The organism is Rhizobium mongolense USDA 1844, from assembly GCF_000419765.1.
GTDB lineage: Bacteria > Pseudomonadota > Alphaproteobacteria > Rhizobiales > Rhizobiaceae > Rhizobium > Rhizobium mongolense.
Window position 1 is genome coordinate 186,506 of the sequence record NZ_ATTQ01000002.1, and the last position, 16,428, is coordinate 202,933.

At 59.1% G+C, this 16,428-nt stretch carries 16 protein-coding genes, 1 tRNA gene and 1 pseudogene; 8 read left to right on the forward strand and 10 right to left on the reverse strand.

Going from position 1 to position 16,428, the window contains the following annotated elements:
• Positions 1-97: 97 nt before the first annotated feature.
• The 5 genes from A3C3_RS0104005 to A3C3_RS0104025 form a co-directional block, all read right to left on the reverse strand.
• Positions 98-292 (reverse strand): hypothetical protein, encoded by a 195-nt coding sequence (locus A3C3_RS0104005; RefSeq protein ID WP_028739386.1) that lies wholly within the window; start codon positions 290-292, stop codon positions 98-100.
• A 519-nt stretch (positions 293-811) separates the two neighbouring features.
• Positions 812-3,739, reverse strand: a complete 2,928-nt coding sequence (locus tag A3C3_RS0104010) for an aminotransferase (RefSeq protein WP_028739387.1) — start codon at positions 3,737-3,739, stop codon at positions 812-814.
• A gap of 94 nt (positions 3,740-3,833) precedes the next feature.
• Positions 3,834-4,718, reverse strand: coding sequence for a formyltetrahydrofolate deformylase (gene purU, locus A3C3_RS0104015; RefSeq protein ID WP_022713332.1), 885 nt, complete (start codon positions 4,716-4,718; stop codon positions 3,834-3,836).
• A gap of 215 nt (positions 4,719-4,933) precedes the next feature.
• Positions 4,934-6,178 (reverse strand): hypothetical protein, encoded by a 1,245-nt coding sequence (locus A3C3_RS0104020; RefSeq protein ID WP_022713333.1) that lies wholly within the window; start codon positions 6,176-6,178, stop codon positions 4,934-4,936.
• A 5-nt stretch (positions 6,179-6,183) separates the two neighbouring features.
• Positions 6,184-7,248, reverse strand: coding sequence for a glycoside hydrolase family 5 protein (locus A3C3_RS0104025; protein WP_022713334.1), 1,065 nt, complete (start codon positions 7,246-7,248; stop codon positions 6,184-6,186).
• 133 nt (positions 7,249-7,381) lie between these two features.
• Between A3C3_RS0104025 and A3C3_RS0104030 the strand changes: the two genes are divergently transcribed.
• The 4 genes from A3C3_RS0104030 to A3C3_RS0104050 all read left to right on the forward strand — a co-directional run bounded on the left by A3C3_RS0104030 (position 7,382) and on the right by A3C3_RS0104050 (position 11,067).
• Positions 7,382-8,977 (forward strand): GumC family protein, encoded by a 1,596-nt coding sequence (locus A3C3_RS0104030; RefSeq protein WP_028739388.1) that lies wholly within the window; start codon positions 7,382-7,384, stop codon positions 8,975-8,977.
• Positions 8,978-9,092: 115 nt separating this feature from the next.
• Positions 9,093-9,425, forward strand: coding sequence for a hypothetical protein (locus tag A3C3_RS0104035; RefSeq protein ID WP_028739389.1), 333 nt, complete (start codon positions 9,093-9,095; stop codon positions 9,423-9,425).
• 453 nt (positions 9,426-9,878) lie between these two features.
• Positions 9,879-10,445: a sigma-70 family RNA polymerase sigma factor gene (locus A3C3_RS0104045; protein WP_028739390.1), complete on the forward strand. Its 567-nt coding sequence runs from the start codon at positions 9,879-9,881 to the stop codon at positions 10,443-10,445.
• Positions 10,432-11,067, forward strand: coding sequence for an NrsF family protein (locus A3C3_RS0104050; protein WP_022713339.1), 636 nt, complete (start codon positions 10,432-10,434; stop codon positions 11,065-11,067). The genes A3C3_RS0104045 and A3C3_RS0104050 overlap by 14 nt, the downstream gene beginning before the upstream one ends.
• Positions 11,068-11,519: 452 nt before the next feature.
• Here A3C3_RS0104050 and A3C3_RS0104055 read toward each other — a convergent pair whose 3' ends face one another.
• The gene (locus tag A3C3_RS0104055) at positions 11,520-12,362 is read right to left on the reverse strand and encodes an SDR family NAD(P)-dependent oxidoreductase (RefSeq protein WP_022713340.1); all 843 of its coding nucleotides are present in this window, start codon (positions 12,360-12,362) and stop codon (positions 11,520-11,522) included.
• A 458-nt stretch (positions 12,363-12,820) separates the two neighbouring features.
• Positions 12,821-13,204: a hypothetical protein gene (locus A3C3_RS48415; protein WP_084796902.1), complete on the reverse strand. Its 384-nt coding sequence runs from the start codon at positions 13,202-13,204 to the stop codon at positions 12,821-12,823.
• A 227-nt stretch (positions 13,205-13,431) separates the two neighbouring features.
• Between A3C3_RS48415 and A3C3_RS48420 the strand changes: the two genes are divergently transcribed.
• Entirely contained in the window at positions 13,432-13,869 is a 438-nt protein-coding gene (locus A3C3_RS48420) for a hypothetical protein (protein ID WP_145611923.1), read from the forward strand.
• A 66-nt stretch (positions 13,870-13,935) separates the two neighbouring features.
• Here the strand turns inward: A3C3_RS48420 and A3C3_RS0104070 are convergent.
• Positions 13,936-14,022 (reverse strand) — tRNA-Leu (locus A3C3_RS0104070).
• Between the two features lie 203 nt (positions 14,023-14,225).
• On the opposite strand from A3C3_RS0104070, the gene A3C3_RS0104075 reads away from it, so the two are divergent.
• Positions 14,226-14,645 carry a BA14K family protein gene (locus tag A3C3_RS0104075; protein WP_022713341.1) on the forward strand — a complete coding sequence of 140 codons (420 nt, stop codon included), beginning with the start codon at positions 14,226-14,228 and terminating at the stop codon, positions 14,643-14,645.
• Positions 14,646-14,648: 3 nt separating this feature from the next.
• On the opposite strand, the gene A3C3_RS0104080 is transcribed toward A3C3_RS0104075, so the two are convergent.
• Positions 14,649-14,942 carry an Rdx family protein gene (locus tag A3C3_RS0104080; protein WP_022713342.1) on the reverse strand — a complete coding sequence of 98 codons (294 nt, stop codon included), beginning with the start codon at positions 14,940-14,942 and terminating at the stop codon, positions 14,649-14,651.
• Positions 14,943-15,099: 157 nt separating this feature from the next.
• On the opposite strand from A3C3_RS0104080, the gene A3C3_RS0104085 reads away from it, so the two are divergent.
• The gene (locus tag A3C3_RS0104085; protein WP_022713343.1) at positions 15,100-15,645 is read left to right on the forward strand and encodes a sugar O-acetyltransferase; all 546 of its coding nucleotides are present in this window, start codon (positions 15,100-15,102) and stop codon (positions 15,643-15,645) included.
• A gap of 75 nt (positions 15,646-15,720) precedes the next feature.
• Positions 15,721-16,173: a GFA family protein gene (locus tag A3C3_RS0104090; RefSeq protein ID WP_022713344.1), complete on the forward strand. Its 453-nt coding sequence runs from the start codon at positions 15,721-15,723 to the stop codon at positions 16,171-16,173.
• A gap of 20 nt (positions 16,174-16,193) precedes the next feature.
• Here A3C3_RS0104090 and A3C3_RS43200 read toward each other — a convergent pair.
• Positions 16,194-16,390: pseudogene (locus A3C3_RS43200) on the reverse strand (type II toxin-antitoxin system CcdA family antitoxin); the annotation flags it as partial.
• Positions 16,391-16,428 lie beyond the last annotated feature (38 nt).

The window sequence follows — 16,428 nt, forward strand, 5'->3', positions numbered from 1 at the left end:
TAGGATCGCAACCAGCACAAAAAAACAAGACCGGCCCCTTTTGGGGACCGGTCATAAACCCTGGAAAGCGATGAGGTGCGGAAACCTAAGCCTGTTTTCAGGCATGGATTGGCTTTGGATGGCGCCGGGTCATCAGGTCATGGATCGCGACCTTCACCTCATCCGGCGAACTGAAACGCTGCTCGTCAAGGTCGTGCACGTGAAACTTCACGGCGATGAATTTCAGCCGGTCTTCATCTGGAATGACGATGCCCACGGGGACGCCTGCATATTCGATAACTTGCTTTTTCATGCGTAGAACTCCTGCCGCGCGGATTGCGAGGCGATGGCGAATTGACTTGTCTGATACCGTTGAAAGGGGACGAAGGTCACATTCGACAGTTCGGGCGGGAGAGGGCGCCCGGACGGTCATTGCCGAGCACAATTCGCCCAAGGATGGTGGCGAGAATACCGATATCAATCATGTCTCGTTCCTTGTGTTGGCGTTGCACTCGTGAGGTCTCGAAAAGCTCAAGACCCGGCGACGACTATCTTTTATAATCTACCATTATTGTAGAGAATAGAGGACAGTCTGTCAGAAACATATTCCGAAACGTGTCAAAATATCGACAATCCGAAAAAAATAATTCCACCACAGTCATACTTGCTGAAAGAACGTTATCAGATCTTTGTGCAAATTGCGTGACGGCCGGACGCCTCGTTTCGATCACCGGGACAGACATAGGAAGTCGTCTTGATTCCGGCAATGGGGCTTTTGATTAAAAAACCGAAAGCCTCGAAATGACCGCATTGGTTAATGGCGAAGGAGAGGTTACCAGCCCTCGGACAGGACCTTTTCCAGCATGTCCGCGAAGAAGTCGGCGCTCTCGGTGGTCAAGCAAAGTGGCGGTTTGATCTTCAACACATTCAGGTGATCGCCGGTCGGCTGCATGATCACGCCGAGTTCGAGAAGACGGTTGCAGATGGCCGCCGTCTCTTGCGTCGCCGGCTCCAGCGTCGTTCTGTCGCGCACGAATTCAAGGCCGAGATAGAGTCCCATGCCGTGGACGGCGCCCGCAATCGGGTGCTTGTCGATCAGCGCGGCCAGTCGGCTTTTAAGATGATCGCCGACGTCGCGTGCATTGTCCTGGAGCTTTTCGTCCACCATGACGTCGAGCACCGTCATGCCGGCAACGCAACTGACCGGGCTGCCGCCGGACGAGGAAAAGAAATAGCCTTCCTTTTCCAGCGAGCCGGCGATTGCCTGCGTCGTGATCACCGCGCCGAGCGGGTGGCCGTTGCCCATGCCCTTGGCGATGGTGATGATATCCGGCACCACGCCCTGCTGTTCGAAGCCCCAGAAGTGATGGCCAAGCCTGCCGTAGCCGACCTGCACCTCATCGGCTATGCAGACTCCTCCGCGGGCACGCACTTGAGCATAGACTTCTGATAAATATCCGTCCGGCAGGGAAATGCCGCCGGCGTTCCCATAGATCGATTCGGCAATGAAGCCCGCAAGCCCTTGCCCGCCCGCATCGATCGACTGCAGCACAGGCGCCATCGCGGTGAGATAGTCTCCGGCCGAATCCGGCCCACGAAATTCGCCGCGATAGGTGTTGGGTGAAGCGACGGCATGCACCCAATCCGGCCGGGTCGCCAGGGCCTGAGGGTTGTCAGCAATTGAGGTGGAGACGGCGTCGCTTGCCACCGACCAGCCATGATAGGCTTCCAGCAGGCAAAGCATGTTGCGCGCTCCCGTATGCGCCCCGGCGAGTCGGATCGCCAGATCATTTGCCTCCGATCCGCTGTTGACGAGGAAGACGCGGTCCAGTCCGTCCGGCGCCAGAGCTGCCAATCGCTCGCAGAACTCACCGATCGCCGCATAGTGAAATCGCGAATTGGTGTTGAGCTTCAGCCATTGTTCGCCGATCGCTTCTGCCAGGCGCGGATGCCCGTGGCCGAGAATCGTGACATTGTTGACCATGTCGAGATAGGCGCGCCCCTCGACATCGAACATGTATTCCTTCCAGCCGCGCTCGATCTGCGGCGGCACCTCGTAGTAATTCTTCTGCGGTTTTGCGAGATGCGCCTGGCGCCTGGAGAACAGTTCTGCCGTCTCCGGCTCTGGCGCACTGGCGCCTGGTCCAAGCAGGCTTGCGGGCGAGGGGCAAAGCACGGACCAGGCGGCTGCCTCCTGCGGCGCGGCAAAGAGCGGCGGTTCGAGCGCCGGAACCGTGCAAAGCTGGATACGCAAGCCGCCGAGCGAAGAGGCTTCGCCCGAGACCGTCCCGATGATCTGCCCCTGTTCCACCTCGGCGCCATCCTCAACAGACAGGTCCAGGCCATCAAGATGCAGATTGATACCGTCGCCGATCAGGACGAGATGGTGGTTCTTGCAATCGATGCGTCCGGCAAATGGTGCGGCGATGCTGTTGCCACCGGGGAGGCAGATGTCGGTATGCAACGCGTAGGTCGATGGCCGCCTGGCGCTTCGAAGAACGGCGTGCGAAAGCCGGTACTCGCCGTAGCGGGTCGCAGCGATGCCCGCCTCATTCGCCGCGCGTGCCAAAAGCCGCCAGTCCATTTCCGCGTTCAGCCAGTTTCCGGCCGCAAAATGCGGGCTCTGAACGCCGAGGTCGAGATAGGCGATGTTTGCAAGGTCGATCTCCGGCAGAAGCGCGTGCCAGCCGGACATATCGACCGGCGTCATGTCGGCGCCTACGACGTCAAGGATTGCCGCCTCCATCAATTCGAAGGAAACGGACATGGCCGTGTCGAAAATTTGCCGTTCAAGCTCCAGATTGGCGCGGACGTAGTCGTTTTCCGGATCGATCGAAATCTGCTGTTCGCTACTCGCGACGAGAATGACGGCGCGCGCGACAATCAGCGGCCACAGCGCCTTCAGTTCCTCGTCCGTCAGCGGATAGATCTCGTGATAGGCCTTGACCGCGGGCAGGATGTAGAAGGGATCGCCATCAGCCTGATGCAGCAGCGAGGCGCAGGTAACGGCAAGATCGCCGACGAGCCAGCCGCGAATGATATCGCCGAAATCGATGACGCCGTCGGGCATCGGCCGCCCTTGCGCATCAATCCGGCAGACGACGTTGTCGCCTGTTACATCATGATGCACGGGCTGGACGCGAAGTGATGGCGCGAGCGGCTGGATGCGGCGTACGGCAAGCACCATGCTCTTGGCGATACGGTCGCGCGCAGCACTGTCGGTGATGGCCGAAAGCAGCTGAACGGCAACAGGCCCCGCCCGGCGCAGGTCCCATTGCAGGCTGCGGTCGAGGCCCGAATGATTGAAGTCGGCGAGCGCCTGTGCCAGCCGGGCGCAGAGTGCGCCAAGGGCCGCGACGGAAGCCTTCGGCAGGTATTTGCGATGCGTCAGTCCTTCGCCTTCGAGATATTCGAGCAGACGCACCTTGAAGGTCTGTTCGCGAACTGTGACGGCGATGATATCCTGGCCGTCCGTCGAACTCATGACCCTCGGGACACGCGGCGTACCCTCCTTTTTGGTCAGATACCGGATTGCCGCATTCTGCGCCTCCAGCTCCAGCGTATCGTAAGCCATGTGGCAGATCTTCAGCACATAGCTGCCATCACCGGTATTGATCCGGTAATTGCGGTCCTGCTGGCTGCCGAGTTCGGTGATCGTGCCGTGGAGGCCATAGCGGGATTGCAGGATGTTTTCTGCTTCGGCCGGCGTCACGTCCGGGCGCGGCAATTCCATACGATCGGCACGCGCATCATCGGTCATGGCATCCCCCAGCATGATTCGATTTTCCACATTAAGCAGATAATCGAATGCATGTCATAGGCAAGCGCTCACTACTACCCTTTCGGGTGAGGTTTCAACCCATACGTTCGGAGGCGTAGCTTCCTGGGCTTGCCGGAAAGACGATGGTGCGGTTGCCGTTCAGGAAGACGCGGCGATGGATATGGGCATGGATGGCGCGCGCCAGCACCTGGCTTTCGACGTCGCGGCCGATCGAGACATAGTCCTCGGCACTCTGGGCATGGGTGATGCGCGCCGTGTCCTGCTCGATGATCGGACCCTCGTCGAGATCGGCGGTCACGTAGTGCGCCGTGGCGCCGATCAGCTTTACGCCGCGCTCGTAGGCCTGCTTGTAGGGGTTGGCGCCCTTGAAGGATGGCAGGAAGGAATGGTGGATGTTGATGATCCGGCCGGACATCTTGCGGCACATTGCATCGGAAAGCACCTGCATATAGCGGGCGAGCACGATCAGTTCCGTGCCGGTCTGGTCGACGAGTTCAAGCAGCTGGGCTTCGGCCTGCGGCTTGTTCTCCTTGGTGACCTTGATGTGATGGAAGGGAATGTCGTGGTTGACCACGACCTTCTGATAGTCGAAGTGGTTGGAGACGACACCGACGATATCGATCGGCAGGGCGCCGATTTTCCAGCGATAGAGCAGGTCGTTCAAACAGTGGCCGAAGCGGGAGACCATCAAGAGCACCTTCATGCGGCTGTCCCCATCGTGGATTTCAGCCTCCATGCCGAATTTCTCGGCGATCGGCTCGAAGCCTTCCTTCAGCGCCGGAAGTGCAACGCCTTCCTCGGAAATGAAGCTGACGCGGGTGAAGAACTTGCCGGTGTCGAGGTCGTCGAACTGCGAGCTGTCGACGATGTTGCAGCCCTGATCGGCGAGATAATTCGCAATCGCCGCCACGATGCCGCGCGTCGATTGGCACGATACAGTCAGTACAAAATGCGTCATGGCCCTCTTCCCTCTCGCGGCAATAGCCGACAGGTCTGCTTAGATCAAAGCAGCTACGCCGCATAGGCGAAGCTCTTTCATTCGTGCAACAATTTGCAAGAGAAGCTGTCAAGGACTTGCAGGCTCTTGCATCCGTTCGTTTCGCTCCAACTTACGGAAGTCAAAGCGAGAGTCCGTTCCGCCTGCGCCGTCGCGTATCCCCGCCGCGCAGCCGTTCAGGCAGAAACCGAAATGCCTACTTTACCGGCGGCGTCTTTCCCGCGCACGCTCTCGTCGACCTTCAGGAAGCCGACGAGCAGCCAGACGAGGCCGGCCGTCTTCATGGAGAAGATCGCCGTGGAGCCGATCATCAGGTTCAGGAACATGAAAAGCGATAGCGAATGAGCAAGACGCTTCTGGTTCGGCGTCTTTCCTGCCGGGAAAAAGGAGACGAACAGCCAGAAGAGGATGAGGCCGAAGATCGTCGCGCCATAGGTTATGTAGACATAGCCGCTATCGACGAAAGTCGTGGCTTTCTCGAGCTCAAGGCCGAGCGCCGCCGGGATATCCATCGCGATGATGTTCCGGATCGTTCCGCTGATGCGGCCGACAAAGTCGTCTTCATGGGCATCGGGACGGAATGCATGAATGACGAAGCCCATGACGATAATCATCGGCATCATCAAGAGATCGCAGATCTTCGGAATCCACGGAAAGATAAAATAGCCGCCGAGGCAGGCCATGCTGAAAATCAGCATCGTACGCGTGTCGTTGGTAATGAGGATCAGCAAGACGGTGAAGACCAAGAGCAGCCGGTCGAACAATCTCAGGCGATTGGAAAAGCTGACGAGATAGATGACCAGCACGCCGCAGAAATTGGCAAGTGACACCTGCTCCAGAAAGATCGATGAGGACCGGTGATCGATAATCCCGAAGGAAAAGCGGGATGGGAAGCCGAGCGCGCCGCGAAAAAGCCCGATGTCACTATAGGTGGCACGGGGCACGCCGCGGGTGTTTTCGAAATATTCAGCCGGATGGAACAGGGCCACATAGGCTTGCACGGAGACGATCTCGCAGATGAGCACCGCCAGCACCACAATGCTGCATATCTTGAAAATCAGCTTCAGCGTTCGTTCGTTCGTCCATCGGCCCATGATGACGAAAGCGAAAATGATCAGCACGTTGCGCAGGTGGTCGATATAGCCTGCGCGGTTGACCGCGATCACATAGACGGTGAGGAAGATCGTCGCCAGCAAATAGCCAAGCGGAGCGAGGTCTTCTTCGTAAAGGCCCCTCTTTAAAAGGAAGCCAAAACTATAGATCAGCAGCAGGATCTCGCTGAGGGCGACATGCGACGACGCAAGGGGCGTGATGTTGTGATTGATGAAGGCGAGAAGGCAATTATAGGTGACCGACAGCACGCCGACGGCCAGTATGCCGTAGTCGATCGGTTCCTTCGTTGTTGCATCTCGCTGTTCCATCGCCGCTACCTGCCCATTGTCCGGCACGCGTCCTCGGCAGGAAAAGGCGCCTTGGCAGCGGCTTCCAGCACCGCGATCTGCTTTCGCTCATGGCTGTCGTGGGGCTGCACGTTCAAGGGCTCGCTCGCTGGCCACCAGTCACCGGCCACCCAATAGGTCCAGCCAAGCCAGACGTCGCCGTTCTCCTGCATCGTATCCAGAACCGACTTCAAGCCGGCGACGCATTCCGGTGCTTGCGAAACGCCGAATTCGCCTAGCAGCACCCTGGTGCCGTGCTTGCGTGCCCAATCGGACATGCGGATGATGGCATTCCTGGCGTTCTCATTGCCGGAGCATTCCTCATGCGTACCGGAAGAATCGCTGTCGAAATACTGGTGAACCTCGTAGGCAAAGTTCTTGCGTGGATCCTTGACGCCGAGCATCACAGTGCCGTTTGGCCCGCCTGGGCCATCGGACTGCCAGGAATGGGCGCCCGTCCACTTCGTGCCCGGCACGAGGACGAGATTGTTGGCGCCGACCGCCCGGATGCCGCGGAACGCCGCATTGGCTGCGCTCAGCCATTTGTCGCTGGCAATGTCGTGGGGTTCGTTCATGAGCCCGAAAATCACATCGTCCTGATTGGCAAATTCGGAAGCAAGCCTGGTCCAGAAATCTGCGAATGCCAGGGTCGTCGCCGGCGGTGCCCCGACCTGCGTTTTCTTGTACTGGGCATAATTGTGTGGATCGAGAATGGCAGTCATCTCATGTTTGCGCAGAAGGGCCACCGTATCCTTGATGCGCTGGAGTTCGGCGTCGTTCAGTGCCTGCCCGAGTTCGGGCTGAAGCCGCTCCCACAAGAACGGCAAGCGAACGATATTCATCCCCTTCTGCTTGAAGTATCCGATCGTCTCTTCGGAGGGGTAGGCATAATCCTTGGAAATCTCTCCACCCGGATTGCCGAATTCCGCACCGGAAAGATTGATGCCACGAAAGCAGGGACCCGCGGCGTCGGCAAGGCCGGCGTGCCACGGCAGCAATGCTGCCGCGGCGATCGTCAGCATACGGCGCCAGGGCGAAAACGCGGCTTTCATTGATCTCGCTCTCAGGAGTTCTGCCATGTTCCGGCAATATCGGGTAGGGTATCTTAACGCTCCGTTAGCTAAGGATTTCTAAAGTTGGTCTACCTCCGCCAAAGATCGGCGTCGGCGGGTCACGAGTGTGTTTATGAGCCAATTCGACAGGAATAGAGTTAGTCGGCTGCCTAGCTGGCGAAGCTACGAGCCTGCGCCAACCGCGCCGGAAAGCTCTCCCGCGCGCGCGCCTGTCCTAAGGCCTGGTGATTTCGCAAAATCCTTTCCCGAGCCGGAGGCACCGCCGTCGCCCACCACTCCCGAAAAGGACTTGCGCCAGACGGAGCATTTGCCGTCGCAGCCGGAGCGTGCAGTTGTCCGCGCAGCGCCGGTTTCCGTCGACCCTGACGCGCCGCTTGTTGATACGCGATCGGTCATCTTTGCGATCTGGAACAGAAAGCTGATTGTCCTTAGTCTGGCTGCGCTCGGCGCTTTGGCGGGCGGGGCACTGCTGCCGTTGCTGCCCCAGAAGTTCACCGCAAGCACCAGCCTTTATTTCGATCCGCGCCAGATCGGCCTTGCTGATCCGGCGACACAATCATCGACGATCTCGCCGGAGATGATTTCGTCGATGATCGACAGCCAGGTGCAGATCCTGATGTCCGGCAATGTGCTGCGCCGGGTTGCCGATACCATGAAGCTTGCGCAGGATCCGGAATTCAACGGCGGGCGGAGCGACGACGCGGCTGTAGTCAGCGCCCTGCAGAAGTCGCTTACGATCACCCGCCAGAGCAGCACCTATGTGGTATCGTTGACGGCCGTGACGAACAATCCGGAGAAATCCGCCAAGCTTGCAAATCAGGTCGTGACCTCGTTCATGCAGGAGGAAAGCAGTGCCTCGACAGGTCTATACGAAAATACCACGGCGACACTCGATGTTCGTTTGACCGATCTGCGCCAGAAAGTGCAGGAGGCCGAGCAGGCCGTCGAAACCTTCCGCTCCGACAACGATATGGCGGCGACGGAGGGCAATCTGATTTCCGACCAGCGCCTTGCCTCGCTGAATACGCTGCTGCTGACTGCGCAGGAAAAGACAATTCAGGCCAAGGCCCGCGCGGATGCGGCTGCGAACATGAGCTTCGAGGATGTCGTCGCCAATAGCCGAGCGGACGGCAGTTCCGTGAACTCGTCGCTCGCGAGCCTTCGACAGCAATATGCCACTCAGGCCGCAGTCGTCGGTAGCCTCGAGAGCCAGATGGGCGCTCGCCATCCGCGACTGCAGGCCGCCCGCTCGTCACTGCAGAGCATTTCGGGCGAGATAAAGGGTGAATTGCAGCGCATGGTGACTTCAGCGCGCGCCGATTATGAACAGGCGACAAAGGCCGAGGAGGCGATTGCCAAGGAACTGAACATTCAAAAGGCGTTGCAGGCGACCACATCCGACAAGCAGGTCGAACTCAACGAACTGCAGCGCAAGGCGACGGCCGCCAGGGAAATTTACGAGACCGTCCTGAAGCGCTCCAGCCAGACGACCGAGGAGCAGAACCTTCCGCAGAGCAACATTCGCGTCATTTCAGCAGCCGAACCGCCAACGAAACCGGACGGTCCCGGCAAGAAGGTTCTTTTGATCGCCGGCGTTATCGGCGGGCTCTTCACCGGCTTTGCCGCCGGCGCGGTATTTGCGATCCTGGCAAGCCTCTTTGCACATCCGGTCATTCGGGGCTATTTCCGCAGGGAGGCCCAGCGGTAAAGGGCCTCGAAATCACTTTGTCGTGCCCGGTCTACCGCTTGATGGCTGCTTGGCTGCTTCCTAGATTTGAAGACAAATGTCGCTGGAGCCCGTCCTGCAACGAAAGGTGACCGATATGCGATCCCTGCCGATGTTGCTCGCTGCCCTTTCTGTTGTCAGCGGCCTGATCGCCGAGCCGGCCTTTGCGACGGATTGGAGCCGGGCGGGCAAGGCAGCCGCTCAGCCGCTCTATCCCTATCCCGATCTCCCCGGTGTCAAGTCTCAGCCTGACAAGAAGGATGAGGAACAATATGTCTGCCGCACCGAAACGCGCGGCATCCGGCGTAATGGGGACTGGATCTTCCGCTCCGGCGGCATGCCGACCACCGTCTATGTATGCGACCGCGACGGGTACGTGAGCCAAGGAACGCAAGTGCCTGCAAGAGGCCACTATCAGCCGGTGCGGTGACGCTTCATGCCATGCGGGAAAAATTCCGCGCGATGAAGTCGTCGATTGAGACGCGTCCGGTGTGCAGGCCACGTGGTCCCCGGTCCAGCTGCACAGTCGTTCTGGCCCTTTTGCAAACACCGTAGCACTTTTCCTTGTTGTCCGCGGCCGAAGCGGCAGGAGCGGCAACAGTGGCAGGCGTCAAGCGAGCGAGCCTGTGAGAGCCTGCGTAACCATGCGGTTTTTCATTGTTCATCTCCGTAAGAATGGCGGGCGGTGATTGGCTTGCATTGCGGGCTACGGAGGGAGCCGACGGAATGTTGCAGCTCTTCTCACGATTTTCTTGCCGGCCCGGCTTGCCGTCTTCGCGATTGCAGGGGAAAACGCCAGAGAACAAAGGCTCGCCCGCTACCGTGAAATAATCTCGGACGAGCCGTAACAAAGATGTGTGCCTTCTCGTAGAGGATGATGCGGGTGAAATACTCAGCGCGGGAAGAGGAATGGGCAGGCTGGATGCGTAGCGCCATGGGCGGCGATGCGCAGGCCTATCACCTCTTTCTTTGCGCTGTGACACCTCATCTTCGCGCCATGGCCCGCAGGCGCTGCGATCAGTTTGGCGCGCTGGCAGGCGAGGCGGAGGATGTCGTGCAAGAGGTGCTGCTTGCTGTTCACCTGAAGCGCGGAACCTGGGATCCGGCTCGCCCGATCGGCCCTTGGCTGTCGACGATCGTGCGCAATAAGCTGATAGACAGCCTGCGCCGGCGCGGCCGTCACATCGATGTGCCGATCGACGACGTGATGACAACGCTAAAAGCGGAAGAACAGGTGGGCAATTTGGATCGGCTCGATGCCGAACATATGTTGAATCGCCTGAAGGATCCGCAGCGTGAGATCGTGCGCTCGATTTCGATGGAGGGAGCAGGAGTTCGCGAAACGGCCGAAAGGCTGAAAATGAGCGAAGGTGCGGTGCGCGTCGCGCTGCACCGGGCGTTGAAGTCGCTGGCGGCCTTATACCGGAGTGAGACGAGTGAAGACCGATGACCTGATCAGCCTCCTGGCACAAGACGCACCCATCCGCACGCGCCTCGGCCCCTTGCTCCTGGGTGCGCTGCTGATCGGCGTCGCGGTTTCTGCAGTGTTGCTTCTGTCGGCAATCGGTATCCGTCACGACATGGCAAGCGCGATCGAAACGGCACGCGTGCTCTTCAAGATGGTCCTGACCCTGACCCTCGCCGTCACCGCTTGCGGGCTTGTCTTTCGCATAGGCCGTCCAGGCGTGCCGCTGGGGCTTTCAAGCCTGGCGCTGTTCGTGCCGCTGATCCTTCTCGCAGCGGGCACCGCGGCCGAATTGTCGGCCATTCCTCAGGATGCATGGGAAACAGCGATGCTCGGCCGCAACGCACGCTTCTGCCTGTTCTTCATCCCGGTCCTGTCGCTCGCGCCGCTTGCGGGTTTCCTCTGGGCGCTGAAAAACGGCGCTGCGGAACGCCCAAGCCTTGCCGGTGCCGCAGCAGGCCTTGCCGCCGGTGGTATAGCGGCAGCGCTTTACGCCTGGCACTGCACGGACGATAGCCCGCTGTTTCTCGCAGTCTGGTACACCACGGCAATCGCGGCAGTGACAGCCACGGGTGCGCTGATTGGATCACGATATCTGACGTGGTAAGACAGCGAGGTCACGAGACCACGGCCGTTGGCATCGGCTCTTCTGCTATCTTTGTAAGGGAATGGCGCCCAGAAGAGGTGTCCGGCAAGCGCGAGAAATCATAGACTTGCAGAAACGTGGGACAATTTTTTCGTCAACGAAACTATTATACTTTTGGTTCCGAATGTCCCACAATTGCGCCATGCCGCACTGGAATTAAAGGCTTCATTTAGGCCCATAGTAGAGCCACCAGAAGCCTCGGATTTGATATCGGTGCTGTGGAAGTTTCCTCACGTCAATTGCTACTGATCGCGAAGAAGGCGGTATAAGGCCAGAGCGTCGCTCCATGCCGCGGCAGACGGAGCCAGGAGAAAATTGACGTGCAAGATCGCCTCGGCGGAGCGTCAAGGTTTTCCACGAACTGTTTGAAAGATCAGCCAACTAACCGGGTCGTTGAAAAGACCGACAGGAATTCAGCTTTTCACAAAGTCCGCCGCGCTGAGGGGAACAGGTCTGTAGCCGTCGACGTCGGCAATGTCATACTCCCGACCCAGCTCTGCCGCGACCAGGACACGCCCGGATTTCGACATCAGCGCAGGGTCCCGCCAAAGTCCGGCGATGACATGGCCGATGAACCTCGGGGACTCGGAGTTGGACAAGTCGAAATATTCGGCGTTCTGCATGACGGCTTCGGTGCGTACCAGCCCGGGATAGAGTGCGACGGCGGCGACTTTATGTGGACGCAATTCATGTGCGAAGTCCGCGGCCATCTTGTCGGCGGCGGCTTTGGCCATGCCGTAGATCGCGTTGCCGTCGTAGAATTGAGCTGCCCAGAATGAAATATTGACGATCAGACCGCGCTGCGTCGAGATCATCGTCGGCGCCACTGCGCGCGACATCATGAAAGCCGCCCTCAGGGCGGTGCCGATCATTGCGTCCCACCGCCAGACGGGCTGCTCCCAGAAAGGGCGCGGCCAGGTAAAATCGCCATCCTCGACCATGTTTTCATAGCCGGGCCATGCATTGTTCACCAGAATGTCCAGCCTGTTGGCGGCCCTGATCTCTTCAGCCACGCGCTCGGTTTCGGCGTCGTTGCTGTGGTCGCAATGATGAACGACTAGTCGTCCGGATAATGCCGCAGCCTCAAGCGCAAGCCCCTCCAGCGATCCCGCGCGTTTACCTCCTAGGCTTGCTTCCGCCTCGGAACGGGTCCTGCCGGTAACGTGGACCGTGGCTCCCTCGGCGAGCAGCGACAGCGCAATCCCGCGGCCGACACCGCGGCTTGCGCCCGTAACCAACGCGACGACATCTTTCATACTGGTTAGCCTCCCATACGATGGCTGTTGCAGGCAGGGGACATCGGAATTTTGCTGCAGGCAGAAAACGGATGCTTGCCGCATGAAACCCCAGGGAGCAGTCAAATACAACTCGCTTAGGCTGCCCGATTAGGGCCGACTGCCGCCATGGCACAGATGCGCCAATTGTGGTTATTGGTTCGGCTTGGATGAAAGACCGAACTGGGGCCGAAACGGAATTGATTTTATTCGCTATTCCCCGGCGGGAAACGCATAGTTTTACAGCCAAGCGCCTGCAATCGTTGAAATAGATCGAGCTTCCCAAGCTGAAGCTCCTGGCTACGCCGTCAGATTGGGTTACCGTTGTTTCTGGCTTTGGAGGGGCGGCAATCGGTGCGATCGTCGGCGGTGCATCCTCGATGGCAGTTAATGCATGGCAAGCTAAAGTCTCACGGCGTGAACTTCAGAAGGCGCAGGGACTAAAGACACTCTTGAAAGCCTCCCTTATAAAAAGCGACGTCATCAATGCGATGAACCACATCAACGAATGTGTGCAGGCGTCCCATGCAAAGATCAACAGCGGTATGCCGCTTTGGGCTAGAGTGACGCTGCAAGCCGGCTCCTGCGCCCGCCTCGGCGTCCAGAAGGGTGAGAAACCCGAAAAGCCGGTCTTGAACCGGCGCGCGGAGAAGGGAAGCTTCCAATGGCTTGTGCAACAGTACAAGGAACGCGCCGGCAACACGATGGCACCAGATCAGCTTGCCCGCCGAGTCAGACTGCTTGAGAAGGTCTGCGACAGCCTGACGGCCGAGAGCAAGAAGCGCCGCGGAGATCTTCCGTTCGCCGCCATGGAAAAGCGCCATATCACCAAGATCCGCGACACGATCGCCGAGACCGCCGGCGCTCAGGACAACGCGGTGAAGTTCATCTCTGCCATGTTTGGATGGGCAGTGGAAAACGAGCTAGCGCAGCGCAACCCGGCGCTCCGGATCAAGAAGCAGAACAGCGGTGACGGCTTCCACACCTGGACGGTCGACGAAGTGCAACAATTCGAGGTTTCACCGGCCTGCGTCTGCAGGAACTGGCGATCATGGGCCGCCAGCATGTGCGCGACGGATGGCTTACGATTCGCCCTGGGAAGACGAAGCGATCCTCAGGAGTCGTCGTGCAGATCCCCATGCTACCGGAGCTGCAGAAGGCCCTCGATCAGCAGCCGGCCAATCAGATGACCTATCTCGTCACGGAATACGGAAAGCCGTTTTCGGTGAACGGTCTCGGCAATAAGATGCGCGATTGCTGCGACGAGGCAGGATTGTTTCACTGCTCGATGCACGGACTGCGCAAGGCCGGCGCGACAATCGCCGCCGAAAACGGCGCGACCGATGACGAGCTGATGGCGTTGGCTGGACAACGAAGAAACAGACGACGCTTTACACGAAGCAGGCGAACCGCAAGAAGCTCGCCGCTGGAGCCATGCACAAGCTCACTCCGGAACAAAATGGCATCGAAATTGTCCCACGCCCCGTAGGGGTGGTAAAAAGTGCGACAAAAAACAGGTAAAAAGATCAGCACAATCAATGCTGACAAAATGGAATGGTGCCCAGAAGAGGACTCGAACCTCCACACCCTTTCGGGTACCAGCACCTGAAGCTGGCGCGTCTACCAATTCCGCCATCTGGGCGACGGAGAGCCATGTAAGGGGGTGGCTCTTTGCTGTCAACTGGCTTTTTGAAGTTTTCCTGACAGGTTGGAAAAAAGAGCGAATATGCCTCCAGAAGACGCCGGAACGGGGCGATCACGCCGAACTGAACGGCTTTCGCTCTTGTAGTGGATGCCATGCGGCGGCGGGTGTTCTATATCTGCCGCAGCAGAAAGGAATCAGTGATGTCTGCTCTTCGAACGATCATCTTCGGCTCCGTTATCGGCTTCGTGCCGCTTGCGGCCAGTGCCGCGCCTCAGCTTGCGCCGCTGCAACAGCGCAATCCGGCGATCATCAATGTGCAATCGACCTACTGCGATTATCGCGGTTGCTTCGGCTTCGGGCCGCAGCAGTGGCACCGCCCTGCCTATATCCAGCCGAACTATCGTCCGCCGGGAGCGAGAGGGCCGACCTATTACCAGCCGCGAGCCCAGCCAAGGCCGCAACTCTCCTATGATCCTCCGCCAATCCGCCGGATACGTCCGCCAGCAAAGGATGTGCATGTCGAATGGTGCCGAAATCAGTATCGGACCTACAATCCGAGGACCGATCGTTTCGTGACCTACGAGGGCATCTACAAGACCTGCAATTCGCCCTTCGACTGAGGGTCAGCTCTCCAGCGAAACGCGGTCGGCATGGCCGAGATCGCGGCCGGGTTCGATGATGTCCCGCACCCGCTGCTTGAGTTCTTTCGGCCCCGGGAAACCGCCGTCGCGTTTGCGCTCCCAGATGAGGTCGCCGTTGACGCGGATCTCGAAATTGCCGCCCGTACCAGGAATGAGCGCCACTTCGGCGAGGCTGTCCGAAAAGGTGTGCAGCAATTCCTGCGCCATCCAGCCGGCGCGCAGCAGCCAGTTGCATTGGGTGCAGTAGAGGATCGTCACACGGGCCTTTTCGGTCATCGGCGGATTCCTTTCAATGCTTCGATTTAAGGCCTTCGCGGCCGCTTCGCAACGTCCGGCTTGCGCGGGGAGGCCATCGCATGTTCATGTCACGAAGTTAGCTGTGGTGGTGCGCGGCACGGTCCGCTTAATAGGCGTTCAGCACCGGGAGAGGCAGATGAGTGAGCGGGAAAAGATGACGGCTGGCGAGTGGTATTGCTGCCTTGATGACGAGCTCGAGGGGTTGCGCCGGCTGGCGCGAAAGGCCGTTCACCAGCACAACACGATGCAGCCGGACGAACGCGGCAATATGGCACCGGCGCTGGCGGTGCTGCTTGCGAAGGCGCCTGCCGACGCTTTCATCGAGGCGCCGTTTCATTGCTCCTATGGTGTGAATATAGCCCTCGGCAGTCGCGTCTACCTCAATGCCGGCTGTACCATCCTCGATTCGGGAACGGTGGTAATCGGCGAGCGGTCCATGCTGGGGCCGGGCGTGCATATATATTGTGCGGAACATCACAAGGATGCGGCCCTTCGCAAAGCCGGGATCGAGATGGCGCGCCCGGTTTCGATCGGGGAGGATGTCTGGATCGGCGGCGGCGCTACCATTCTGGGCGGCGTGTCGATCGGGGACGGCGCAATCGTCGGCGCAGGCGCGGTTGTGACGAAAGATGTGCCGAGCGGTGCGACGGTCGTCGGCAATCCGGCGCGAATCCATAAGTGATTGCGATGCATGTCGGCCGTGGCCTTGATTGACCTCGGATGACGCTAGATTAGGGCGAACACGGAGGATAGGGCGATGAGCAATAACAACCTGCCATGGGAAGGTGGCTGCCGTTGTGGCCGGGTCAGGCTGAAGATCAGCGCAAAGCCGCTGCTCACCATGGCGTGCCATTGCACCGGCTGCCAGAAAATGTCGTCCAGCGCCTATTCGTTGAGCGCCGCGATTCCGGCGGAAGGCTTCGAAGTGACCCGGGGCGAACCCGTTATCGGCGGCCTGCATGGCTTAACAAGGCACTATTTCTGTCCGCATTGCATGAGTTGGATGTTTACGCGGCCCGAGGGCATGGACTGGTTCGTCAACCTGCGTGCCACCATGCTGGATGATACAACTTGGTTCACACCGTTCATCGAGACTTGGACGAGGGAGAAGCTGTCATTCGCCGAAACCGGCGCGGTATATAGCTATGAAACGCTGCCGGAAATGAATGTATATGAGGGGCTGGTGAAGGAGTATGTGGTGCGGGGATGAACCTTCGAAGACGGGCCATCAAATTTGCCATACTTCACAAACGGTAGCCCGTGCCTTTCAGCGTAAGCGTCTGCTTCGGCTTCGCCTCCGCATTCTCCAGTCGCCGCAGGCGTTCGCGCTCGGCTTTGATCGCGCGGGCGATGCCGTCTTCGGCGGCGCGGGAGATGTTGACATTGAGTTGGCGTGCGGAGGAGACGATCTGAGCATCGAAAAACAGATTCGAGTCTTTTCAGACAGGCCGGCGCATGGCGATAG

Bases quoted from the DNA above. Each gene is read 5' to 3' on its own strand.
- A3C3_RS0104075 (WP_022713341.1), top strand. From the start codon at position 14,226: ATGTCTGCTCTTCGAACGATCATCTTCGGCTCCGTTATCGGCTTCGTG.
- A3C3_RS0104020 (WP_022713333.1), bottom strand. From the start codon at position 6,178: ATGGAACAGCGAGATGCAACAACGAAGGAACCGATCGACTACGGCATA.
- A3C3_RS0104085 (WP_022713343.1), top strand. From the start codon at position 15,100: ATGAGTGAGCGGGAAAAGATGACGGCTGGCGAGTGGTATTGCTGCCTT.
- purU (WP_022713332.1), bottom strand. From the start codon at position 4,718: ATGACGCATTTTGTACTGACTGTATCGTGCCAATCGACGCGCGGCATC.
- A3C3_RS0104010 (WP_028739387.1), bottom strand. From the start codon at position 3,739: ATGACCGATGATGCGCGTGCCGATCGTATGGAATTGCCGCGCCCGGAC.
- A3C3_RS0104035 (WP_028739389.1), top strand. From the start codon at position 9,093: ATGCGATCCCTGCCGATGTTGCTCGCTGCCCTTTCTGTTGTCAGCGGC.
- A3C3_RS0104025 (WP_022713334.1), bottom strand. From the start codon at position 7,248: ATGAAAGCCGCGTTTTCGCCCTGGCGCCGTATGCTGACGATCGCCGCG.
- A3C3_RS48415 (WP_084796902.1), bottom strand. From the start codon at position 13,204: ATGGCGCTTTTCCATGGCGGCGAACGGAAGATCTCCGCGGCGCTTCTT.
- A3C3_RS0104055 (WP_022713340.1), bottom strand. From the start codon at position 12,362: ATGAAAGATGTCGTCGCGTTGGTTACGGGCGCAAGCCGCGGTGTCGGC.
- A3C3_RS0104080 (WP_022713342.1), bottom strand. From the start codon at position 14,942: ATGACCGAAAAGGCCCGTGTGACGATCCTCTACTGCACCCAATGCAAC.
- A3C3_RS0104090 (WP_022713344.1), top strand. From the start codon at position 15,721: ATGAGCAATAACAACCTGCCATGGGAAGGTGGCTGCCGTTGTGGCCGG.
- A3C3_RS0104030 (WP_028739388.1), top strand. From the start codon at position 7,382: ATGAGCCAATTCGACAGGAATAGAGTTAGTCGGCTGCCTAGCTGGCGA.
- A3C3_RS48420 (WP_145611923.1), top strand. From the start codon at position 13,432: ATGGGCCGCCAGCATGTGCGCGACGGATGGCTTACGATTCGCCCTGGG.
- A3C3_RS0104005 (WP_028739386.1), bottom strand. From the start codon at position 292: ATGAAAAAGCAAGTTATCGAATATGCAGGCGTCCCCGTGGGCATCGTC.